General features: G+C 46.8%; 18 protein-coding genes. 5 read left to right on the top strand and 13 right to left on the bottom strand.

What is annotated here, in order from left to right:
- Positions 1-35: 35 nt before the first annotated feature.
- Entirely contained in the window at positions 36-1,067 is a 1,032-nt protein-coding gene (locus ESB13_RS05785) for a glycosyl hydrolase family 18 protein (protein ID WP_129002065.1), read from the top strand.
- 149 nt (positions 1,068-1,216) lie between these two features.
- On the opposite strand, the gene mqnE is transcribed toward ESB13_RS05785, so the two are convergent.
- The 4 genes from mqnE to ESB13_RS05765 all read right to left on the bottom strand — a co-directional run bounded on the left by mqnE (position 1,217) and on the right by ESB13_RS05765 (position 8,847).
- Entirely contained in the window at positions 1,217-2,395 is a 1,179-nt protein-coding gene (gene mqnE, locus ESB13_RS05780) for an aminofutalosine synthase MqnE (protein WP_129002064.1), read from the bottom strand.
- A 149-nt stretch (positions 2,396-2,544) separates the two neighbouring features.
- Positions 2,545-4,170, bottom strand: a complete 1,626-nt coding sequence (locus ESB13_RS05775) for a M1 family metallopeptidase (RefSeq protein WP_129002063.1) — start codon at positions 4,168-4,170, stop codon at positions 2,545-2,547.
- 162 nt (positions 4,171-4,332) lie between these two features.
- The gene (locus ESB13_RS05770) at positions 4,333-7,461 is read right to left on the bottom strand and encodes a M43 family zinc metalloprotease (protein ID WP_164974106.1); all 3,129 of its coding nucleotides are present in this window, start codon (positions 7,459-7,461) and stop codon (positions 4,333-4,335) included.
- 123 nt (positions 7,462-7,584) lie between these two features.
- Positions 7,585-8,847, bottom strand: coding sequence for a NupC/NupG family nucleoside CNT transporter (locus ESB13_RS05765; RefSeq protein ID WP_129002061.1), 1,263 nt, complete (start codon positions 8,845-8,847; stop codon positions 7,585-7,587).
- Between the two features lie 101 nt (positions 8,848-8,948).
- On the opposite strand from ESB13_RS05765, the gene ESB13_RS05760 reads away from it, so the two are divergent.
- Entirely contained in the window at positions 8,949-10,283 is a 1,335-nt protein-coding gene (locus ESB13_RS05760; protein WP_246022444.1) for a DEAD/DEAH box helicase, read from the top strand.
- Positions 10,284-10,384: 101 nt separating this feature from the next.
- Here the strand turns inward: ESB13_RS05760 and trxA are convergent, their stop codons facing one another.
- Positions 10,385-10,705: a thioredoxin gene (trxA, locus tag ESB13_RS05755; protein ID WP_129002060.1), complete on the bottom strand. Its 321-nt coding sequence runs from the start codon at positions 10,703-10,705 to the stop codon at positions 10,385-10,387.
- Positions 10,706-10,857: 152 nt separating this feature from the next.
- Here trxA and ESB13_RS05750 point away from each other — a divergent pair, with 152 nt between their 5' ends.
- Both ESB13_RS05750 and ESB13_RS05745 read left to right on the top strand, forming a co-directional pair.
- Positions 10,858-11,472, top strand: a complete 615-nt coding sequence (locus tag ESB13_RS05750; protein WP_129002059.1) for a TrmH family RNA methyltransferase — start codon at positions 10,858-10,860, stop codon at positions 11,470-11,472.
- 199 nt (positions 11,473-11,671) lie between these two features.
- Positions 11,672-12,154 (top strand): TlpA disulfide reductase family protein, encoded by a 483-nt coding sequence (locus tag ESB13_RS05745; protein WP_129002058.1) that lies wholly within the window; start codon positions 11,672-11,674, stop codon positions 12,152-12,154.
- A 63-nt stretch (positions 12,155-12,217) separates the two neighbouring features.
- On the opposite strand, the gene ESB13_RS05740 is transcribed toward ESB13_RS05745, so the two are convergent.
- From ESB13_RS05740 to miaB, 8 genes are all read right to left on the bottom strand, one after another.
- Positions 12,218-12,823 (bottom strand): redoxin family protein, encoded by a 606-nt coding sequence (locus tag ESB13_RS05740; protein WP_129002057.1) that lies wholly within the window; start codon positions 12,821-12,823, stop codon positions 12,218-12,220.
- A gap of 34 nt (positions 12,824-12,857) precedes the next feature.
- Positions 12,858-13,829 carry a YihY/virulence factor BrkB family protein gene (locus ESB13_RS05735; RefSeq protein WP_129002056.1) on the bottom strand — a complete coding sequence of 324 codons (972 nt, stop codon included), beginning with the start codon at positions 13,827-13,829 and terminating at the stop codon, positions 12,858-12,860.
- A 5-nt stretch (positions 13,830-13,834) separates the two neighbouring features.
- Positions 13,835-14,875, bottom strand: a complete 1,041-nt coding sequence (gene mltG, locus ESB13_RS05730) for an endolytic transglycosylase MltG (protein WP_129002055.1) — start codon at positions 14,873-14,875, stop codon at positions 13,835-13,837.
- Between the two features lie 117 nt (positions 14,876-14,992).
- Complete coding sequence (gene secG / locus ESB13_RS05725) at positions 14,993-15,328, bottom strand: preprotein translocase subunit SecG (protein WP_129002054.1); 336 nt, start codon at positions 15,326-15,328, stop codon at positions 14,993-14,995.
- Position 15,329: 1 nt separating this feature from the next.
- Entirely contained in the window at positions 15,330-16,811 is a 1,482-nt protein-coding gene (locus ESB13_RS05720; protein ID WP_129002053.1) for a hypothetical protein, read from the bottom strand.
- Between the two features lie 21 nt (positions 16,812-16,832).
- On the bottom strand, positions 16,833-17,372 hold the full coding sequence (gene lptE / locus ESB13_RS05715; RefSeq protein WP_129002052.1) for an LPS assembly lipoprotein LptE: 540 nt from the start codon (positions 17,370-17,372) through the stop codon (positions 16,833-16,835).
- Between the two features lie 88 nt (positions 17,373-17,460).
- On the bottom strand, positions 17,461-18,759 hold the full coding sequence (locus ESB13_RS05710) for a sigma-54 interaction domain-containing protein (RefSeq protein WP_129002051.1): 1,299 nt from the start codon (positions 18,757-18,759) through the stop codon (positions 17,461-17,463).
- 40 nt (positions 18,760-18,799) lie between these two features.
- Positions 18,800-20,242 (bottom strand): tRNA (N6-isopentenyl adenosine(37)-C2)-methylthiotransferase MiaB, encoded by a 1,443-nt coding sequence (gene miaB, locus ESB13_RS05705; protein ID WP_281275037.1) that lies wholly within the window; start codon positions 20,240-20,242, stop codon positions 18,800-18,802.
- A 124-nt stretch (positions 20,243-20,366) separates the two neighbouring features.
- Between miaB and ESB13_RS05700 the strand changes: the two genes are divergently transcribed.
- Positions 20,367-21,329 carry a DUF3078 domain-containing protein gene (locus tag ESB13_RS05700; protein ID WP_129002050.1) on the top strand — a complete coding sequence of 321 codons (963 nt, stop codon included), beginning with the start codon at positions 20,367-20,369 and terminating at the stop codon, positions 21,327-21,329.
- The last annotated feature ends 1 nt before the right edge of the window (position 21,330 follow it).

Raw genomic sequence — 21,330 nt, 5'->3', positions numbered from 1 at the left:
TATTTTGCGTATTTTGATCCGAAAAAGCCGCAAAAATGAAAAAACTAATGGCTTATCTATGTCTTTTTTTGCTGGTTGCTGCTTATTCGTGTAAAAAATCGGCAACAACCCCCAAGAGTTCAGGCGTGATTGCACCACCGGCTCCGTTTGGTTTTTACGTAGTGGGGTATTTCCCTTCATACCGATCCGTTGCTTCAGTAAGTGATGCGCGTTTTGGGATGTGCAAGGTGGTTAATTATGCTTTTGCTACGGTGGGGAGCAGCGGCACACTTACTTTGGCGAGTCCCTCCGTTTTGTCGGCTGTGGTGGAAAAGGCGCATAGAAACGGTAGTAAAGTGTTTATCAGTCTTAATGGCGACGTCGCCAACTGGAAGGCTATGGCTGGTACGCCGGCCGGCCGTAATAACTATGTGAAACAGGTGATGAATATTGTACGCAGTTACAACTTACAGGGCGTAGATGTAGACTGGGAGTTTCCTTCTACTTCCGATGGTACAGATACGCTTTATACAGCCTTAATGAAAGAGCTGAGTGACAGTTGCCATATGGATTCTAAATATTATCTCACCGCGGCAATTACAGCCGGAAAATATGCAGGAGGTTACAGGGATGCTATCAAGGCGGAATTGTGGACAGGCAACTATGTCGACTTCTTCAATATCATGGCCTATGACGACTTTAATACGACGGTCCCATATCGTCAGCATAGCAGTTACGATCTGGCGGTAACCTGTCTTAATTACTGGTTGAATACACGTGGTATGCCGGCTTCGAAAGCCGTGTTGGGCCTCCCTGCATATGGCAGGGCCAGCGGTTTACCGCAAAGCGGTACAGTGCTTATCTATAAAGATATCCTGGCGAAGAATGGCAGTCCTTTATCGGATAGCGCTGTTGTGAGCAATGGCAGTTACACCAATTATACGATCTATTATAATGGTCAGCCTACCATACAGAAGAAAGCTTTACTGGCAAAGCAACGTGCCAACGGTGTTATGTTATGGGAGCTGGGCCAGGATGCGGATGACGACAGGAGTTTGCTGAAGGCGGCCTATGATGCCGTGAAATAAGGAGGCAACGGAGGCATAACGGAGGTGGAGTAGGTGTGACAGGTCGACGGAGGTATAACAGATGAGGTGTGGGAAATGGTGGTACATAACGAAACATGGGCTGGTCCAAGCGGGCAGCCCATGTTTTGTTATTTTAGAGTCTTTTGCAATTAGTTATAGATGGGGTTCACTTCTATTTCAGCGATATCTATGTCTTTATAATTTTTGATCTCGTTGTAAAGCGTGTCACGCTCTACAGGTTCTCTTTTCACCTGTTTAATGAGGGTTACCAGCTGGGCTGTAGACAGGGCTGGCGTTTGTTCTTCGGCGCCTGCCATGGAGTAGATCTTAGTAGTGTCGTCGATGGTGCCGTCGAGATCGTTTACGCCAAAGGAAAGGGTGAGCTGGGCGTTCTGCCGTCCCAGCATCGGCCAATAGGCTTTGAGATGCGGGAAATTGTCCATATACAACCTTGCGATGGCATAGAGGCGCATGTCTTCGATAACGGAGGTTTCGGGAACGTTGCTCATTTCATTATCGCCATTGCGGAACTTCAGGGGAATAAAAGTGTTAAAGCCGCCTGTTTTATCCTGCAGCTGTCTTAATTGTTCCATATGATCTACGCGATGCCAGAATTCTTCGATATGTCCATATAACATAGTGGCATTGCTGTGCATACCCAGTTCGTGGGCTGCCCTGTGGATGTGGAGCCAGCCTTCAGCATCTACCTTGTCATGGCAGATCTTGCTTCTGACTTCGGGGTTGAATATTTCGGCGCCACCTCCTGGTAAAGATTGAAGGCCGGCGTCATGTAATACTTTCATACCCTCTTCAATGCTAAGCTTGGCCTTGCGGAACATATAATCAAGTTCCACGGCTGTGAATCCCTTGATATGAAGATCGGGGCGGTGCGCTTTTATCTTTTGGAGCAGCTCTACGAAGAAGTAGAGGTTCATTTTGGGATGAACACCGCCTACGATATGCACTTCTGTTACTGGTTTACCGTCATATTTTCTGACGATATCCATCATTTGCTCAATGCTAAGTTCCCAGCCTTCTTCTCTGTGGGCGTAACCCATGGAATAAGAGCAGAACTTGCAGGTAAAGAGGCAAACATTGGTTGGTTCTATATGAAAATTACGGTTGAAATAGGTTTTGTTGCCGTGTTTTTGTTCACGCATCCAGTTAGCCAGTGTTCCTACGAACGGTAAGGTAGCTTTTTCGAACAGGACCACGCCTTCGTCATAAGAAACCCTTTCCCCGGCCAGTATTTTTTCGCCTATCGCTTTTAATTCCTTATCTGTAGTGGCGGTTACCACCATCCTCGGATCTGTACTTTCGGAATACATATCATCAATGTTTATTTTTCAAAATTAAGTAAAATAGAGATTATTGAAGTGTAGTGTTCTCTGCGCCGTTTTTTGACTGGTTATAGCCGGTGGTTAAGCAGTATCGCATTGGTGAGAAGAAAAGCCGTACAAAGCTTTTGGGAGCTTAATCATTCCGCTTTCTTTAATGTAACAAAAAAGTTCCTGTTTAAAGTAATGGAAGGGGAACCGGTTAAGGAAATTTCTTTCCAGTTTGCGGACGGGTAAATCAATTGCTCTTTGTTTCCGCCGAGGGTAACCTTAACGGGCATGTCGAATTCCGGCACACAGTTTTCCCAACGGTACCGGATCGTGTTGCCTGCAATGGCGTAGGTAAGAGCGGGCACCTGGGTTGTGCGCAGGTATTGTTCAAAAACTTTACTAAAATCCTTTTGGGTAAAATGATTGAAGTAGGCGAGGATCTGGCTTGTGGTAATGGCCTGGTGATAAAAATCCCTGTTCATACCGGTTAGCAGGTCCCGGAAGGCCGGGTTGCCTATGATCTGTCTTATCATATGCAACATTGCGCTGCCTTTGTAATAGACGTCCGATGTGTTATGACCTATTACGGGAGCATCATTTTTTATCCTTTTCCACGTTCCCGTAGCGTAGTCATTTCCTGCTTCAGTTCCAAATACAAAAGAGGTGTAAAGGGTTTCCAGGTATTTGGTAAAGCCTTCGTGGATCCAGCTTTCCCCGTCCCTGGCGGCGGTAAGGCTATTGCCAAACCATTCATGGCCGCTTTCGTGAACGAGGATGAAATCCCATTTTAAGCCCCAGCCGCTGCCGGAGATGAAGTCTTTTCCATGATAGCCGTTTTCAAATTCATTGCCATAGGCTATGGCACTTTGGTGCTCCATGCCCGGCATGGGCGCTTCAACCAGTTTATAACCGTCTTCGTAAAAGGGATAGGCGCCCATCCAGTGTTCAAATGCCTGTAACATCGTATCGGTTTGTCTGAAATGCTTCCGGGCTTTGGTGAGATTATAGTTCAGTACCCAGTAATTGCAGTGGAGTTTTCCTTTCAGCCCGTTGTAGACGGAATGCCAGCTGGCATATTTACCTATATAAGGTATAATGTTGTAACTGTTGATGGGGTTCAGCACTTTCCATTGCCAGGTAGCTGTATTGTTTTTATGATGAACTTTATGCATGAATCTGCCATTACTTATCGCGTTAAGGGTATCTGGTACCGTTATATTGAACTCGATACCATTGTCGGGCTCATCGTAGGCAGCTTCTTTACAAGGCAGCCATATACTTGCTCCTGAGCCTTCACAGGCAACGCTGATCCAGGGATTTCCTTTTTGATCGTGTTGCCATATCCAGCCATTATCGAAGGGAGGACGGTGCGCTTCAGCGGGGATGCCTTCGAAATCGATAATAATGCTTTGTTCGCCGTTCACCGGAAGCTTTGAAGGGAAGAGAAGCAGATAGGTTGATTTGTCGGGGTTTACTATGGCGAGCTTTTTATTTTTCCATGTTACAGCTGTGATGTGCATAGGTTGCTGCAGCCGGATGCGCATTACCGAATCGCTTTGCAGTGTAACGAAACGTATTTCATTTGATCCCGAAATAAATTTCCTGCTGTAGTCGGGGGTTATGGAAATCTTATAATGCAGCAGGTTCCACCACAAGTATGTAGCCGGTGTATGTTCCGGTGGTGTTTCGAAATACTTTGCTGTTTGCGATAAAACGATGTTGGCGCTTAGCAGCGCTATGCTTATTACAATAAGCAGGAACCTGGTTTTACTCATGGCAGATGCTGATATTTTGTGCCTGATGATACAGACGGCCTTAAATCATCTTTGCAGCAAGATACTCCGGATAGATCGTTTTGTGGGATTGCTCTTGTATGGAGAACGAAAAAGGCTGAGATACAATACTGTATTTCAGCCTTTTTTACTGTTGTTAATAAGTTACTGCTTTATGATCTTTTCCGTAATCACGTTATCGGTATAAATAAGCCTTACCAGGTAAATACCGCTGGCGTACGATGTCATGTCCACTACTTTATAAGCGGGCGCCTGTCCGGTGGTGTACGATTCGCGGTAAAGTATACGGCCTGCCATATCTGTAATGTAGATCCCTTTGAGCGTGGCAGGAGCCAGGTAATGCTGGATCACAACGGTGCTGCGGGTGGGATTGGGATATAACAGGTAGCCCTTTTCTTTGAGTGCTGCGGGTAATGTTTTGGTTTTTATATTGATGTTGTCGATATAAATGTTATTCCTTCCGCTGGAGATGTTCCGGAATGATACCTGGAAGCTGCCTGAACCTGCAGGTACAATATCGGTGAGGTTGATAGAATCGCGCCGGTAGCCGCCCGATGTTTCCGGAAGGAAGGCGGTTGCATTGCTGCCGGTTTGGGTTGCCAGGAACACTCCTGTTTTACTGTATACCGTCTGGTAGCTGGTGCCGCAGTCGGTTGTAACAAGCACCTGCAGCGTGTCACTTACCGCCGTAATGGCTGAGTAAAGCGCGGCTACGTCGAAAAGCAGGAATACTGAGTCTACGTTGTTATAGCGGACAACAGGTGATATGAGTTCATCTGTTACATTACCGGGATTATAGCCGAAGTTAGGCATTACAGCGGCAGCGATATCGTTTGTCTGAAGCAGGGTAGTTGCTTTGCGGCTCCTGGTCCAGGTGGTGTTGTTATCAGGATTATTGACGCCCCAGCCTGTTGGCGGGAAGGTGTTTGTTTCAAATCCTTCCGTCAGAGGCGCATTTACAGTGCCAAAGATGATGAAGGGCGCGCGTGCCGTGTCGTTACCCGGGTTTTGATCGGTTTGCCCGTTAGGGTTGGAAACCCGGGCAATAAGGCTGTGTTGTCCAATGCTGCTGGTTATATCCGGCAGTGTCACCAGCGCGGTATCACCTGTGGCGAGGTTACCTGTCCAGTTAAAGACCTGTTCCGTTCCGGTGGTATCTACCTTATAATGAATGCTGGCCGATCGCAGCGCATCGTGTCCGTTGTTACGGATGGCCACACCGGCTTGCAGCGTAGTGCCTGAGCAGGTGAATGTTTTGGCTGAAACGGCGGCTATCTGGGCATCGGATGACCAGAGGGCTGTTTGCGTAAAACGGATGTCATCGAGATAAATATTGTTGCCGGCGCCGTTGATATTACGGAACAGGACGATCATATTTTCCCCGGCACGGCGGTATGGGGTAAGATCTATGCTATCGAGCCGCCACTGACTGGCAGTAGGGGTGAAAGAGCCGGAAGTAATTCCGTTTACGCTGGAAATGTCTGGTGAAGCTTTGCGGTAAACAGGTCTGAAATCGCTGCCACAGCCACCGGAAACCCATATTTCCAAACCGTCGAAGTACGAGCCGGGTGTATTGGAGATAGCACGATAGGCTACGCGAAAACTCATTTTTACACTATCGGCGTCGGCGCTGAAACGGATGGGAGGCGATATAAGATCGTCCCACTGGCCTGCTGTGGAAGACTGGGAATAGTTGCCGATCCGTGCTGATGCAGCGCCTGCATAAGCGGCAAGGGAAGAACGCTGCCAGGTAGTGCTGTTATCAGGATTGGAGAGCTGCCAGCCGTTCGACGGGAAGGTGGTAGTCTCGAAACTTTCGGTATATGGGGCCGTAACGGCATCCCCGGTAATGTAGAACTGTCTTGTGAGCGTATCGTTGGCAATATAACTATCCGTAGTACCATTGGGAGCAGTTGTGTACACCTTCAATGTATGGCTGCCGGTAGCTATGCTGATGGTTCCCAGTGTTATGGTAACATCGGCGCCGGCTTCCAGGTTGCCGGTCCATGGAATGGTGGTGATGGCGCCGTTATCGTATTGCAGGTTAAAAGTTGCGCTGGTGAGTGTTGTGCTGCTTTGATTACGTATCAATGCTTTTACGGCAGTGCCGTTACATACGGCCTGGGTAACTACGCCTTGCCTGTTGCCGGGCGTTAGGGCTGCCAGGCAAAGATCGGTAATACCGGATGGCGGGAAGTCTACAGCCGATGAGGCCAGCGTACTGCGATAGGTATTGAGCGCCGCTTCCATACGGCATACCTGGCTTTGGGTGAACATGCCATAGCTCACATCGTTGGTGTAGTCCATGTAGTTCTGGTAGTTGATGCCGGGATTGATGGAGGTGCAGTTATCTGTAATATAGCCACCGAGGAAACCTGAGGAGGAGTTGCCTTGTCCGGGGGTATCATCGGTACAGGAAGAAGGAAGCGGGTATCCTGTGGTGGTGGTAAAGTCGCTGCCTGTGCATGCGCCGTTATCGTCGCCCCAGATATGATAGAGGTAAAAAAAGTGACCGGTTTCATGAACGAGTGTTCTGCCGAGGCAGAACTGGGGATTTACATAAGCCGGGTTGGTGCCAAAGGAGCGGTAGTTGACAACAGTTCCCTGTTCTGCGGCTGGCGTCATATATGGGAAAGTGGATACGCCTAAGATGCCGTCGGAGAACTGTGTTACCCATATGTTATAATAACGGTTCACATCCCACGCATCAACGCCACCGGTAGTGAGTCGCTTAACCCTGTCGTAGGTGTTCTGGGTATAGGATGTAGAGGAGATCTTGCGGTCGATACCCGTGGTAAAGTTGCCCGAAGCGTCTGTTCTGGCCAGCGCGAAGCGGATACGTGTATGTCCGAACCTGGCCTTAAATTCCGGGCTGATGACGGCACTGTCTTTATTGAGGCCCGCGAAATCGATGTTGAGGATCTCTATCTGTTCCTGTACATCACGGTCGGTAACGGTATTGGGATTGGCTAATACAATATGCACTACCACCGGGATCACTATTTCATTGCCCGATACGCGGTAGGGGGCGCTGCCGGTGGTACGTGCCGCAACTGCTGTACTGCCTCTTTGAAGATACTGCTGGTATTTGATTTCGCCTTCGCGCTGCCATTGTTGGGGCAGGGATGGGTTTTGGGTGATCATTTTATTCAGCACTTCCATAGTGGCGCAACGGCGACGGATAATGGTGTCCGCTGATTCGCTGCTTTGTGCAAAGGCGGCTGAGTACAGTAACAAAGCAAGGCCACAAAGAACCTGTTTATACGAGGGCATAGTTGTAATTAAAAGTAAATGCATTTAAAGACCCCACCGGGGAGTTGACCGCTGCCCTTAAATATAGCGCTTTTATGAGCAGCCAGGGTACATATCTGTTAAATGAACAATTATGCCGATCGTTTATATTAAAATACCGGCAATTGTTGCTGAAAGATAAGATGCCAATGTTCCGCATAATAAAGCCTTCAATCCAAGTTTAGCCAGATCGGTACGGCGGCCGGGCGCTATCTCCCCGATACCACCAATTTGCATCCCTACGCTACTGAAGTTTGCAAAACCACAGATGGCAATGCTTACTATAAGCAACCCCTTATCTGTAACAACGGGGACAGATTTGTCGGTCAGGTGCTGGAATGCCACAAATTCATTGATAGATAGTTTTTGTCCGAGCAGCGTTGCCACACTGTTCACATCTTCTGTAGGAACCCCCATGGCCCATGATACGGGGTAGAAGCATTTTGAGAAGATCCAGTTAAGAGAAAGGTCAAAGCCTGGGTTGAACAGGTGACCGGCCCATAACAGAACAGCATCGAGAACAGCGATAATGGCAATAAAACCTATTAACATGGCAATCACGTTCATGGCTATTTTAAAGCCATCGCTGGCGCCGTGCGAGATCGCATCTATAACATTGGTATAGTTGCTCTTTACTTCGAGCTTTACCTTTCCCAGTGTTTGACTTTCTTCTGTTTCAGGAAAAACTATTTTTGAAATAACAAGGGCTCCGGGGGCTGCCATAAGACTGGCGGTAATGAGTTTGGGAGCAAGATCAAGACCTGCCATAGTGCCCATGTTGGCGTATACTACGAGGATACCACCGGCAATACAGGCAAGACTACCGCTCATTGAGGCCAGTAATTCGCTTTTGGTCATGGTGGGAAGGTAAGGGCGGATCATCACCTGCGCTTCTACCTGTCCAACAAAGGCGCTGGCGACGTTGCTGAGCGCTTCGGCGCCGCTTACGCGCATCACAAAGTTCATGGCGCGGGCAATGAGCGCTACCACGCGCTGCATAATGCCAAAATGATAGAAAACGGCTACCAGTGCACATACGAGGATGATAGTAGCAGTAACATTAAATGCAAAGACAAAACCGCCGCCTATATAATTACCGGCGGTGCCGTTGGGCTGCTGTGCTATGATGCCTCCATATACGAAAGAAGCACCCTGCCGTGCAAAATGCTCAATTTTTTCCATGCCATGTCCCAATACCTGGAAAAAACGTGCTACCGGCGGCACCTTGAACACCAGCAATGCGATCACCACCTGTAAACCTATACCACTGATAACTAAACGATAATTAATGCGTTTCTTGTTGTTGGAGAAAAGATAAGCAATGCCGAGAATCAACGCAATGCCAACGAAACCCTGTAGTCTTCCCATAAACTATTAAAAATAGATTATATATAAAGGGGGAAGATAGACATTTTTTATACAGCAGCAACAGTATTAGAATGTTTTACCTTTGCCGCTTATCTTTTTATATGGAAATGCGTTTCGAAGATTTAAACCTGAATACGGCACTGCTCAAGGCTTTGGATGAACTGGGATACGAACATCCTACTACGATACAGCAGAAGGCTTTTTCTGTGATCATGTCCGGGCAGGACGTTTGCGGTATTGCGCAAACCGGTACTGGTAAGACTTTCGCGTACCTGCTGCCTTGTTTGCGGCAGCTTAAGTTTTCGAAAGAAAGGCATCCGCAGATGCTGGTGCTGGTTCCTACGCGCGAGCTGGTGGTACAGGTGGTAGCGGCGGCGCAGAAGTTATCGGCTTATCTCTCCTTACATACAGTGGGTGTATACGGCGGTGTAAATATCAACCCGCAGCGTGATGCCATGGAAAACGGGCTTGACATACTGGTAGCTACGCCCGGCCGGTTGTATGACCTGGCCATGAGCGGCTCGCTGAAGTTGAAGGATATAAAAAAACTGGTGATCGATGAGGTTGATGAGATGATGAATCTTGGTTTTCGCACACAGTTAAACAATATCCTGGAGTTGCTTCCTGCCAGGCGTCAGAATCTGCTGTTTTCCGCTACCATCACCGAAGAGGTGGAAGCGCTTATCGATACCTGGTTCAACAATCCGGCACGGATAGAAGCTGCACCTACCGGCACCCCGCTGGACAATATAAGACAGGAGGCTTATGCCATTCCCAACTTCAATACCAAGGTGAATATGCTGGAATACCTGCTGGAACGGGATGAGCATATGTCGAAGGTGCTGGTATTTGTGGCCACAAAAAAACTGGCGGATCAGCTTTTTGAACAACTGTCGGAGAAGTTTCCCGACAAAGCGGGTGTGATACACTCCAATAAAGAGCAGAATAACCGCTTCAACACGGTTAAGCAGTTTCGTGACGGGAACTACCGTTTTATCATCGCTACAGATCTTATTGCCCGCGGGCTGGATATTGCCGGCGTATCGCATGTCGTGAATTTCGACTTGCCGGAGCAGGCGGAGAGTTATATTCACCGTATTGGCCGTACCGGCCGTGCCGATAAAAAAGGCATCGCTATTTCTTTTATTACAGAAAAGGAAAAAGAGCAGCAGCAGGCAATTGAAAACCTGATGAACTATGAAATTCCTATGCTGCCGGTTCCCGGAGACCTTACGATTTCTACTGTATTAACGGAAGATGAGATCCCGAAGGTACATATGAAGGTGATACAGGTAAAGCTGCCCGACAGGGAAAAGGGCGGTGGTGCATTTCATGAGAAGTCGGCTAAGAACAGTAAAAGGAATATAAAGGTGAGCCATGCCGAAAAGATGAAGAAGAAATACGGCAAGCCCAAAACAAGGGGCGGCAGGAAATAAGCTTTTCATGGGGCGGATGGTTGCTTTATGCCCATAACAAACGGACAAAAAAATCCCGCATATATACATATGCGGGATTTGCTAAACCCATGGGAATATGATTAAGACAGGTGTGCCTGTATCTTCTTGTCAATAACAGATTTAGGAACTGCTCCGATCTGTTTGTCCACTACCTGGCCACCTTTAATGAACAGGATAGCAGGTATAGAGGTAATACCGTAGTTTACACTAAGGTTGGGATTATTATCAACGTTTACTTTACCTACATTCACTTTACCATCATATTCTTTTGCCAGTTCTTCGATAACTGGTCCTATAGCGCGACAAGGGCCGCACCACTCTGCCCAGAAATCAACTACTGTGAGTTTCTCGCTGTCCAGTACGGTAGACTGGAAGTTAGCGTCTGTTAATTCTAAAGCCATATGTCTCGTTTTTTATATTAAACTAATAGTTAAGGAGGGCAAATTTAACTCCAAAAACGAATATGGCAGTTTTGACTTTTCCACGGCTGGTAATTCTGACAAATTGATGTGAAACCGGCTTTTAGGATGACAGAAAGCCAGTATTTTTGGGGATGACCTCAGAACGACAGGAAAAACTGGAGCGTGTGTTACACAAACGTCAATCCGCGCTCACGGTAGTATTGGAGAATATTGAAGATCCGCGTAACATTTCGGCCGTGATGCGCAGTTGTGATGCGGTAGGCATCCAGGATGTATATGTGATTAATGATCGCCCGGTCCGGGAACGCAACTGGGGATTTAAAAGCGGCAGAAGCGCCGAAAAATGGGTGAGCCTGCACTATTTTGACAGCGTGGCCGCCTGTGTACAGGAATTAAGGCAGCATTACCGGCAAATATTGACCACCCGGTTATCGGAAGATGCGGTAAGTGTTTACCAGGTGGATTTTACTATTCCAACGGCGCTGGTATTTGGCAATGAGCGTAAAGGTGTATCGGATGAAATGTCCGCATTGGCAGATGGCAATATTATCATCCCTATGGCGGGTATGTTGCAGAGCCTCAATATTTCCGTGGCCTGTGCCGTTTGTATCTATGAAGCTTACCGGCAAAAGCAGCTCGCCGGGCATTACGATAGCCCCGGACTGCCTGAAATGAGGAGGGAGGAGCTATGGAAAGAATGGAAGGCATGGAGCGCCGATGAAAACGGGTTAAGAACGCATCAATAGAAAAGGAGTTGGCCCAAGATTTCAGACCTGAGCGGTGGCGGTAAACCGGGGAGCGGGTGGACCAAGTGCGATGCAAGTGCGATATAAGTGCGATACAAGTGCGATGCAGGTGCGGTTATCGTATACTATTGGTTCGTTCATCCTATGTTTCTTTAGGTAAAAGGAGGAAGTCAATTATTCACCAATACATAGTATAGTTATGCATAAGGTATTATTGATGATGTTGCTGCTAACAGGCGTGAATGTATCGGCGCAGGAGATAAAGATTGTGAAAATGGACGATGTGGTGACGATGATCCGGGAAAGCAAAGAACCCATTATCGTTAATTTCTGGGCTACCTGGTGTGCGCCATGTGTGCATGAAATTCCCTGGTTCGAAAAGCATGTGTATGCCGATAGCATGCCTAAAGCGAAATTATTGTTGGTGAGCCTTGATTTCCAGGAAGATGTTCCGGCTAAACTAAAGGCTTTCGTGAAAAAGAACCATTACCGATCGCAGGTAGTATGGCTTAGTGAATCGAATGCCGATAGCTTTTGCCCCAAAATAGATGCCAGCTGGGAAGGTGCTATTCCTGCTTCGCTTTTTGTAAATAATGCTACAGGATACCGTAAGTTCTATGGCAGGCAACTGACCGAAGAACAGTTTAAACTGGAGCTTGCTGCATTGGTACAAAAAAAATGACCGGGCAGTTATTGCAAGCTTGGTTGCTTCACTGCCCGGCTATTGGGATAAAGTCTGGAGGATCTAAGATCTTTTTATTGTGCATCCTACTGATTTACTTTCTTTTATGGTGACATCTTTTCCCGCCACCGTTTCATCGATAGCCAGTTGAAGATGATGCCTTGTTACCTTGGCTGCATCTGCAGGGCTGTCGTCGATAGCGCCTTTATAGGTAAGTATGCCTTTGCTGTTGAACAGGAACACTTCGGGTGTGCGTGTAGCACCGAAAGCATTGGCCAGCTTCGATTCCTTGTCGAGGGTATAATACCATTTATAGCCTTGTTTTTCAGCGTAGGTTTTCATTGCCTCATAAGAATCGGCTTCGCTCCGCTGCGCTTCATTGGAATTGATAATGATGATGCCTATGTTGTTTTTTTGCGCGTAGGCGATTACTTCCTTCGTTCTGTCCTGGTTCTTTAGTACATAGGGACAGGTGTTGCAGGAGAACATGACCAGTAAACCGTTCTTTTTGGTGGCATCGGCAAGGCTCACTTCTTTTCCTGAAATATCTTTCATTTTTACCGTGGCCAAAGGTGTGGAAGAACCTAATGCCAATGAGGTATAAGTCTGCTGCGCAAATGTGTAAACTGCACCGGCAAGCAGGAGGGACAATAAGACCAGCTTTTTCATATAGATGTATTGATTTGATAGAATAAGTTACGATTTATCTCAATGCCAGAGAAGGCGTTTCCTGTTTCTGCTTTTCCGCCGTTCTTTGCTCTTTCAGATGGGTGATACTTACATTAAGCTCAAAACCTATCAGCAGGATCAGTGAATTCAGCGAAATCAGCAGCATAATGATGAGCAAAGTGCCGATAGAGCCATACACTTTGTTATAGTTCGAGAAATGCTGCACCCAGATAGAAAACACCGAAGTGACGGAAATAGTTAAGAATGTAGCAAGAAAAGCACCGGGAGAGAGTAGTTTCCATCGTTTTTTAACAGAAGGTGCATATTTATAGATCAGGCCGATGGAATAAACAAAAAGCGCCAGGATAACGAGCCAGCGCAGCGACTGGATCCAGAATCTTAAGTTGCGGTTTTCAATACCCAGCAGATCCATCAGCCAGCGGAATAAAGTGCCTTGTCCCAATGATATCAGCGAGGTGGCCAGGATCAGTACAATTACAATGGTGGTAAGCCGTATGGCACGCAGGCGTTTGCTGAAAAAGCCGCCTTTGTAGGTGTTTTGAAGTGAGCGGTCAAAGGTGCGTATAACGCCCATCATGGCGTTTGAAGAGTAAAATACAGCCAGGAGGAAACCCACAGAAAGCAAACCGGTTTTGGGTTTGTTGAAGAAGTCGTCGAGGAACGAAATGATCACCTTTCTTGTTTCACGATCGGGCGTAATATCTCTTACAAACCTGAACAATTCATGATAGATCTGTTTTGAAACGGGCAGATAGGGTAACAGCGTGAACAAAAAGATACAGGCTGCGGGGATAGCCATTATAAAGTTAAATGAGATAGCCGCAGCCCGTTCGTTAAGGCTTATTTTCTTTGATTGCTTCATAAAGTATACGAAGACATCGTAGAGCGGTAAACCTTCAAAACCGGGCAATATGGTGTATTTGCTTTTTTCTCTTATAAAGACAACGGGTTTCCAGTTGTATATGATACGTTCTAATTTGGTCATGCTCCTTACTTCGTCTTTCTTTCGTTCAATGCCTTCTGATACACTTTTGCGTATTGTTCATGCTCGGCATAGTTGCTGCTGAAATGGTGTGTGCCATCAAAGTTACTGCTTGCCACGAAAAAGAGGTAATCGGTCCGGGGTGAGTTGAGCACTGCATCGATGGTGATTGTGGAGGGCGTACAAATAGGACCGGGGGGTAACCCTTTGTTCTTATAGGTATTATAGGGAGAGTTGACGGTGAGATGACCGAAATAAATACGTTTCAAACCAAAATCTCTTAACGCGTATTTAACGGTGGGATCTGCAGAAAGTGTCATGCCTTTGGCAATCCTGTTCAGGTATACACTGGCGATATTGCCTTTTTCCTGGTTGGCATTGGTTTCTTCTTCTACAATGGAGGCCAGGGTATAAGCTTGTTCGGTGGTAAGCCCTAATGCAGTGGCTTTCGATTTACGTTGGTTGGTCCAGAATTTATCGTGTTCGTCCTGCAAACGCTGCATTATTTTTTTTACCGGGGTTTGCCAGTTGAAGCTATAGGTATCGGGAATAACGAGGGTCATTACCGTATTGGTGTCTACGCCCAGTATTTGCAACGAGTCGTTTGATGTTAAGAAGCGGATAGCTGTAGTTGAATCGGTACGGAAGTTTTTGCCGATGAGTTTAGCCAGGTCTTCTTTGGTTCTTATTTTGTTGATCACCAGTTTCACGGGAGCCTGTTGGTTATTGCGCAGGCTGCGGATAATGGACAGCATGTTCTCTCCTTTTTTGATCTCAAAGCGGCCTGGTTTCAGCTTGTCCCAAACATTCAGCGGGCCTGCCAGCCACTGGAATACGCCGGGGTAACGCAGTTCAGGCGCCTTGCTTTCTCCTATATGGGCACGGCCGCGAAACTGCGGCATTACCTGCCCCTCGATATTTTCGGGCTCATAAACATACAGGTAGCGGCTTTTCTGATCAAAATCTGTAGCAGGGGCCAGTAAAAGCCAGGCTATGGAACAAATGGCTACCAGCAACAGTACCAGGAAAAACAGAAATATTCTTTTCATATAATGGGGAAGTAATAAATGATCGAGACTGATGGCAAGATAACAAAAACCCCGCCTGCATGACGCAGGCGGGGTTTATATAAAAATAATTACTGGTAATTTATCTTACACTACTGCTTAGGGAGCAGGAGTGGGGGCTGGTGTTGCCGGAGCCGGTAAAGCAGGCGCTGTTTGAGCAGGAGCGCTGGTATTAACTTTCTGTAGTAGAGTGTCTGAAGTTGCGCCGCCGCCTTTGATGAACAAAGAGGATACCAGGCATAATACGCCAATGAGGCAGGCAAATAACCAGGTACCTTTTTCCAGTACGTCGGTAGTTTGCTTCACACCCATAAACTGGTTGTTGAAACCTGCGATACTTCCTGAAAGGCCACCACCTTTAGGATTCTGCACTAATACAAAGAAGCCCAGGATTAATGAGGCCAGTACGATGAGACTAAAAAACAGGATTATCATTTCAATTCCCTTTTAATTCTAAGATTTTGGCAGCAAAGTACGCTGTTTTGTCCGGATTCAGAAAACTTAATTTTGAATAAAGCAGAACTGCCTTGTCTATCCGGCCTTGTTTTACCAGAACTTCGGCCATGGCCTCAGTCACAACTTCCTTAGCTTCAATAGATGTGGCGGCTATTCCATGCACCACCTGCTCCAATTCCGCATCAGTTCCCAGATCCGAAGGGAGAGGGGCCACTTTCTTCATTTGTTTCAGCCAGTCGGTGAACTTGCGTACCTTTTTGGCGAGGCCATCTTCGGCATTACCTTCAGCCTTGATGCCCTGTGACGCGAAATAGTCGATGGTATGGTAAGGCTCGCTTTCAATAGGCAACACTTCATTTTCTGCTACAGGTTTATTAAAGGTATTAGCCTGTTGCTGCATGATCTCTGCCAGTCGTAACGAAGGCGCTTCCATATTGTCTCCTGTTTCGCCGAGGGCGTCTACAGGCAGATCGTCTTCGTCATCACTGCCGAAATCATTGCTGGTATTGTTGGCAAAACTTTCTTTTATCGAATGCTCGTAACCGGCAGCGGCTTCCTGGGTATCTTGTGCCAGTGCTGCCGGAGGGGCTTCTGCTTCTATTGAAGCGTCGGTTACCGGAGGAGTGGCTGCGGCTTCGGGTTCTGGGGCAACATACGGAGCTGTTACCGGGTTTGTGATCACCTCAACGGAGGTGGGGGTATCGCCTGTTACTTCTTCTATTACGGCGGTGGTATAACCTGGGTATACAGGTTGGGGGTCTTCACTTGTTGTAATATGTGCTGCCTGTTCTTCCCAGGCGGCTGCAACCGGCGCTTCGGTAGGCTGCTCTGTTACCGGTTCATCAATTCTGTCGGTAGCAACTGCCAGCAGTTCTTCAGGAGAAGATGCTTCGGCAGTATCAATAGTAGAAACCGGTTCAGGCGCATCAGCCGGAGTAGTTGCCTGTTCTGCCGGCGCAGGGCTTGTAACTGCTGTCGCCGGATCTTGTTGCCCATACTGTGCGGTAATGGGATTTAGATCATCCTCTTCTTCCTTATAGTAGCGGGGATCGGAGGAGGCGGTGAATGCTGCTGCCGGTGGTTCCGGGATCGCATTCGTTGCAGTATCATATGAAGTAGCTGTATTGGTATTTACAGCCGGGGTATGGATAGTTGTTTCAAACGACGGCTGCTGTGTGGGAATTGCAGCAGGTGGTGGTGGTGCCGCCGGCTGTACCTGCGGCGATGATTCCTGCAGATGTTTATCCAGCCAGAATATATTAGGAAAAAACAACGCCGTTTTTTGTAGCTGTTGTACAAATCCGGGGTGGTTTACCTGTTTCATTTTTTGGGTTAGCAATAACTGGGCAACCGAAAAGAACGGCTGCTCGTCAGAAATAGCCTGTAACTCATCTACTGATACTTCAAACAGGTTGTGTTTGCCTGTCAATAAATGCACTATTTTGTCTTCTACCAGGTTCATACCATGAAAATACTATTTCTGTTACCAGTTTGAGAAAATACGGTTGAAAATTTCATCCGATAAGTTTTTTACAACTTCATCCAGCAAACGTCCTTCTGCTTCCTGTAAACTTAAGTTTGCCGAAAAATCAAAGTCACGGCTTACGTCAAATTCATTTGTTTTGTCGTTCACGATGTCTTTGAAAATGATGTGTGCACCTACTGTTAACCTGTTGGTAGCGGCTTTCTGTTGTGCAACACCGGATGTAGACACGTTATACGTGCTTATATACCCCTGAACCTGGTAATGTGCATCGTCGTTGGTGGTTCTTGTTAACTTGGTATAGCTGGCTACTTTCTGTGTAAACTGGTCTGTTAACCTGGGACTTAACAGCGGGTTATTATAACGGGCTTTATTCTCGAAGTATCCGATCTTGATAGTTTTGATCTTTGTATAATCGATAGACACATCCTTGAAAGTATACACCCCGCAGGAAACCAGGAATAAAATGGGAAAAACGAAGAGGAGCACCCGCAATGCACCGGTGTACTTTAAGAACTGCCTGCTTTTATTATTGTTCATTGGTTTGATTGCTGTATTTGTTTCCTTAAGCTAACGTAAGTTCCTGCCTTATATGCGCCGTATGGCATAGAGGGCTGTTATATTCTTCCTAAAGATCCTCGATATTGTATTCCTTCAGCTTACGGTAAAGTGTCCGTTCGCTGATGCCCAGGTCCAGCGCAGCATCTTTACGTTTGCCTTTGTGTTTCCTGAGTGCTTTTTCTATCAGTTCTTTCTCCTTGTCTATGATATTGAGCGACTCTTCTATTTCTTCGTGCTGGTGAATTTCGTCGTGATGATCATGCGAAAGCAATACGGTATGAGCGCTGCCCGGGTTGTGATGCATGGGTTGCGGCAATGCAGGTTGCATGGCGGCGGGAGCCGTTATCACACTGTTTTCGCCATTGCTGGTGCCCATATAGTCGTTCATCAGCGATTCCTTGGTATAGTTGGCCATATTGCCGGCTAACGAAGGATTCTGTAATATTTCCAGGAACATTTTCTTAAGCTCCGTAACATCTTTCTTCATATCGAAGAAGAGCTTATAAAGGAGTTCCCTTTCGTTGGAGTAGTCGCCGCTGTTGCCGTGTGGTGCGGTTGACAGTACGGGCATGCGGTTGGGAGTAGAGTGGTCCGGTAAGAACCTGCGCAGTTCAATAGCATTAACGAGCCGCTGCGTACTTAATACCGAAATCTGTTCAGCTATATTTTTCAGTTCCCTGACGTTGCCCGGCCAGCTGTATTGCATCAACAGGTTACGTGCTTCATCGTCTAGTTGTACCGGCGTGGTTTTATAACGTTCTGCAAAATCGGTAACGAACTTGCGGAATAAAAGAGAGATATCTTCCCGCCGGTCTTTCAGGGCAGGTACCCTGATAGGAACAGTACTTAAGCGGTAATACAGGTCTTCCCTGAAACGTCCTTTCTGTGTAAATTCAAGGAGTTCGCGGTTGGTAGCCGCTATTACGCGTACATCTGTTTTCTGAACCTTGGAAGAACCTACCCTTATGAATTCCCCCGTTTCAAGCACCCTTAACAAACGGGCTTGCGTACCCAGGGGCATTTCACCTATTTCATCGAGGAAGATGGTGCCGCCGTTTACCGTTTCAAAATAACCTTTCCTGCTGTCTACTGCGCCGGTGAAAGCTCCTTTTTCGTGGCCAAATAACTCTGAGTCTATCGTGCCTTCCGGAATAGCGCCGCAGTTCACTGCGATGAATGAATTATGCTTACGTGCCGACAATGCATGAATGATCATCGAAAAAGCCTCTTTACCTACACCACTTTCACCTACAATCAATACGCTCAGGTCGGTTACTGCTACCTGTACTGCCACGTTCAACGCATGGTTCAGCGCAGGTGAGTTACCAATGATCCCAAATCTGTTCTTAATACTTTGTAAATCCATGCTTGAAATTTAAAAACAAAGCCTTTCAGCTTTTGAATTTTTAACCTTTACTGATTCTTCCTATCAGGGTACCCTGTGTGCGGTCGTGTATGGTTACCCAAACATAATCGCCCGGCTGATACGCATATTCTTCTTTCGGAAAAACAACCACTTTATTCTGGCTGTTACGTCCTTTCCATTCTTCCTGGTTGCGTTTACTGTCGCCTTCAATGAGCACTTTAAATGTTTTGCCCAGGTCGCGTTCATTGCTGGCTAACGACAGTGCACCCTGCAGATCAACAATCTCCTGTAAGCGGCGTTTCTTCACCTCTTCAGGTATATCATCCTTATAACGGCGTGCTGCAAGCGTGCCGGGGCGCTCACTGTAAATGAACATATAACTGAAATCGTATTTGCTGTACGACATAATATCCAGTGTATCCTTATGCTCTTCCTCCGTTTCTGTACAAAAGCCTGCTATAATATCGGAGCTGAGGGCACAGTCGGGCATGATACGCATGATCTGGTCTACTTTAGCCATATACCATTCGCGCGTATAAGTACGGTTCATGAGCTGTAATACACGCGTACTGCCGCTTTGAACCGGCAGGTGAATGTATTTGCAGATGTTCTCGTAACGTGCCATTGTTGTTAAAACCTCTTCTGTGATGTCTTTAGGATGAGAAGTGCTGAAGCGCACCCGCATATCGGGATGCACCTGCGCCACCATCTCCAGGAGGTTGGCAAAGGTGACTGCTTTTCCCCATCCGTTATGCCCTTCATTTTCGGGACTCCAGTGGTAGCTGTCAACATTCTGACCGAGCAATGTAACCTCACGGAACCCCTGGTTAAACAGCTCTTGTACTTCGGCTACTATAGACTGGGCGTCGCGGCTGCGCTCACGGCCCCTGGTGAACGGCACCACACAAAAGCTGCACATATTATTGCAGCCGCGCATGATAGATACAAATGCGCTGATGCCATTGCTTTCCAGCCTTACAGGTGAAATATCGGCATAGGTCTCTTCCCGGCTCAGTAAAACATTTACCGTTTTCTGGCCTGTTTCCGCTTCTCCTATTAATCCGGGTAAACTGCGGTAAGCATCGGGGCCTACTACTATATCAACCAGTTTTTCTTCCTCTAATAATTTGGCTTTCAGTCGTTCCGCCATACATCCGAGTACGCCTACCAGCATACCGGGCTTGCTTTTCTTGATCTTCCTGAATTCGGTCAGGCGTTTACGTACCGTTTGTTCCGCCTTTTCGCGGATCGAGCAGGTATTTAATAAAATAAGGTCCGCTTCCTCAAAATTCCGGGTGGCGCCAAAACCTTCACCCTGTAAAATAGAAGCTACAATCTCGCTGTCGCTGAAATTCATAGCACACCCGTAACTTTCTATATAAAACCGCTTGTGATAAGACGAAGGATCCACTGCAAAAGGTGCAAAGGCTTCTCCCTGTCTGCTTTCATCATGCGTTTTATCTGCTACTTTCAGCATTTCCATTTCCCGTGACTTTTTTTGAAGGGCAAAAATAAACAAAAGATTCGATGTGCCAGTTTGGCAGAGCCTTAACAGTTTTTTCTGTACGCCAAAAACTATATTTGCGTTTAATGACTGGTATTCCCGCATGATGAAGTTTTTGACGCTTTTTTGCCTGTTTTTTATCCTCCTTTTTGCCGGCTCCGCTCAGGATATGCCGGTTCGGACACTCCCGACCGAAGTTTTCAACAAAACCATTAAAAAGGAAAATGATACAGCCCACTGGAACTGGAAACGGGGAGGGCTTGTAAATCTTAATGCCTCACAGGGCTCGCTCAGCAACTGGGCGGCAGGCGGTGATAATTTTACACTCGCGATCAATTCTTATTTCAACTACTTTGTTTTCTATAAAAAAGGAAGACATACCTGGGATAATAACCTGGATATGAACTTCGGTATTATGCAAACCACCAGCCTGGGCAGCCGGAAAAATGACGATAGGTTCGACCTGCTTTCAAAATATGGTTTCCAGGTCGATAGCGCCCAGAAATACTATGTATCTGGTTTGTTTAACTTCCGTTCCCAGTTTTTCGACGGGTACACCTACGCTAATAATGTTGGAACAATATCTTCAACACTCCTGTCTCCGGCCTATCTTTTATTTTCTTTGGGTATGGATTATAAACCTTTGCCCAATTTTTCAGTCTTTCTTTCTCCGATCACCTCCCGTGCTACCATTGTAGCCAACAGGAAATTGGCCGACAAAGGGGTATATGGGGTGCCGGCAGGCCAAAGGATCTTTAACCAGGTGGGTGCTTTTTCTACCATCAACTATTCGTTGACCTTGGGTAAAAATGTAACCTATAAAGGAAGAATGGACTTGTTCTCCGATTATAAAAGTAAACCCGGAAATGTTGATGTATACTTTACCAACATCATGACTTTTAAGATCAACAGGTTTCTTTCCGCCAGCTACAACCTGGATATGATCTATGACGATGATGTAAAGCTGTTTGGTCCTGATAAGGATAGCCCGGCTTTACAGGTAAAAAGCCTGCTGGGTATCGGTTTCCAGATGAAACTGGCTCAGGTGACGCACCAGGCCCAATAAA

It is taken from the genome of Filimonas effusa (genome assembly GCF_004118675.1).
Taxonomy (GTDB): Bacteria; Bacteroidota; Bacteroidia; order Chitinophagales; family Chitinophagaceae; genus Filimonas; species Filimonas effusa.
This window is presented reverse-complemented; position numbering and strand designations above follow the sequence as displayed.

Excerpts from the sequence above, each read along its gene's own strand:
- ESB13_RS05720 (WP_129002053.1), bottom strand. The coding sequence starts at position 16,811 with ATGAACCTGGTAGAAGACAAAATAGTGCATTTATTGACAGGCAAACAC.
- mltG (WP_129002055.1), bottom strand. The coding sequence starts at position 14,875 with ATGAAAAGAATATTTCTGTTTTTCCTGGTACTGTTGCTGGTAGCCATT.
- ESB13_RS05765 (WP_129002061.1), bottom strand. The coding sequence starts at position 8,847 with ATGGGAAGACTACAGGGTTTCGTTGGCATTGCGTTGATTCTCGGCATT.
- ESB13_RS05740 (WP_129002057.1), bottom strand. The coding sequence starts at position 12,823 with ATGAAAAAGCTGGTCTTATTGTCCCTCCTGCTTGCCGGTGCAGTTTAC.
- miaB (WP_281275037.1), bottom strand. The coding sequence starts at position 20,242 with ATGGAAATGCTGAAAGTAGCAGATAAAACGCATGATGAAAGCAGACAG.
- ESB13_RS05770 (WP_164974106.1), bottom strand. The coding sequence starts at position 7,461 with ATGCCCTCGTATAAACAGGTTCTTTGTGGCCTTGCTTTGTTACTGTAC.
- ESB13_RS05710 (WP_129002051.1), bottom strand. The coding sequence starts at position 18,759 with ATGGATTTACAAAGTATTAAGAACAGATTTGGGATCATTGGTAACTCA.
- secG (WP_129002054.1), bottom strand. The coding sequence starts at position 15,328 with ATGATAATCCTGTTTTTTAGTCTCATCGTACTGGCCTCATTAATCCTG.
- ESB13_RS05745 (WP_129002058.1), top strand. The coding sequence starts at position 11,672 with ATGCATAAGGTATTATTGATGATGTTGCTGCTAACAGGCGTGAATGTA.
- ESB13_RS05750 (WP_129002059.1), top strand. The coding sequence starts at position 10,858 with ATGACCTCAGAACGACAGGAAAAACTGGAGCGTGTGTTACACAAACGT.
- ESB13_RS05760 (WP_246022444.1), top strand. The coding sequence starts at position 8,949 with ATGGAAATGCGTTTCGAAGATTTAAACCTGAATACGGCACTGCTCAAG.
- ESB13_RS05775 (WP_129002063.1), bottom strand. The coding sequence starts at position 4,170 with ATGAGTAAAACCAGGTTCCTGCTTATTGTAATAAGCATAGCGCTGCTA.
- ESB13_RS05735 (WP_129002056.1), bottom strand. The coding sequence starts at position 13,829 with ATGACCAAATTAGAACGTATCATATACAACTGGAAACCCGTTGTCTTT.
- trxA (WP_129002060.1), bottom strand. The coding sequence starts at position 10,705 with ATGGCTTTAGAATTAACAGACGCTAACTTCCAGTCTACCGTACTGGAC.
- mqnE (WP_129002064.1), bottom strand. The coding sequence starts at position 2,395 with ATGTATTCCGAAAGTACAGATCCGAGGATGGTGGTAACCGCCACTACA.
- ESB13_RS05785 (WP_129002065.1), top strand. The coding sequence starts at position 36 with ATGAAAAAACTAATGGCTTATCTATGTCTTTTTTTGCTGGTTGCTGCT.
- ESB13_RS05700 (WP_129002050.1), top strand. The coding sequence starts at position 20,367 with ATGATGAAGTTTTTGACGCTTTTTTGCCTGTTTTTTATCCTCCTTTTT.
- lptE (WP_129002052.1), bottom strand. The coding sequence starts at position 17,372 with ATGAACAATAATAAAAGCAGGCAGTTCTTAAAGTACACCGGTGCATTG.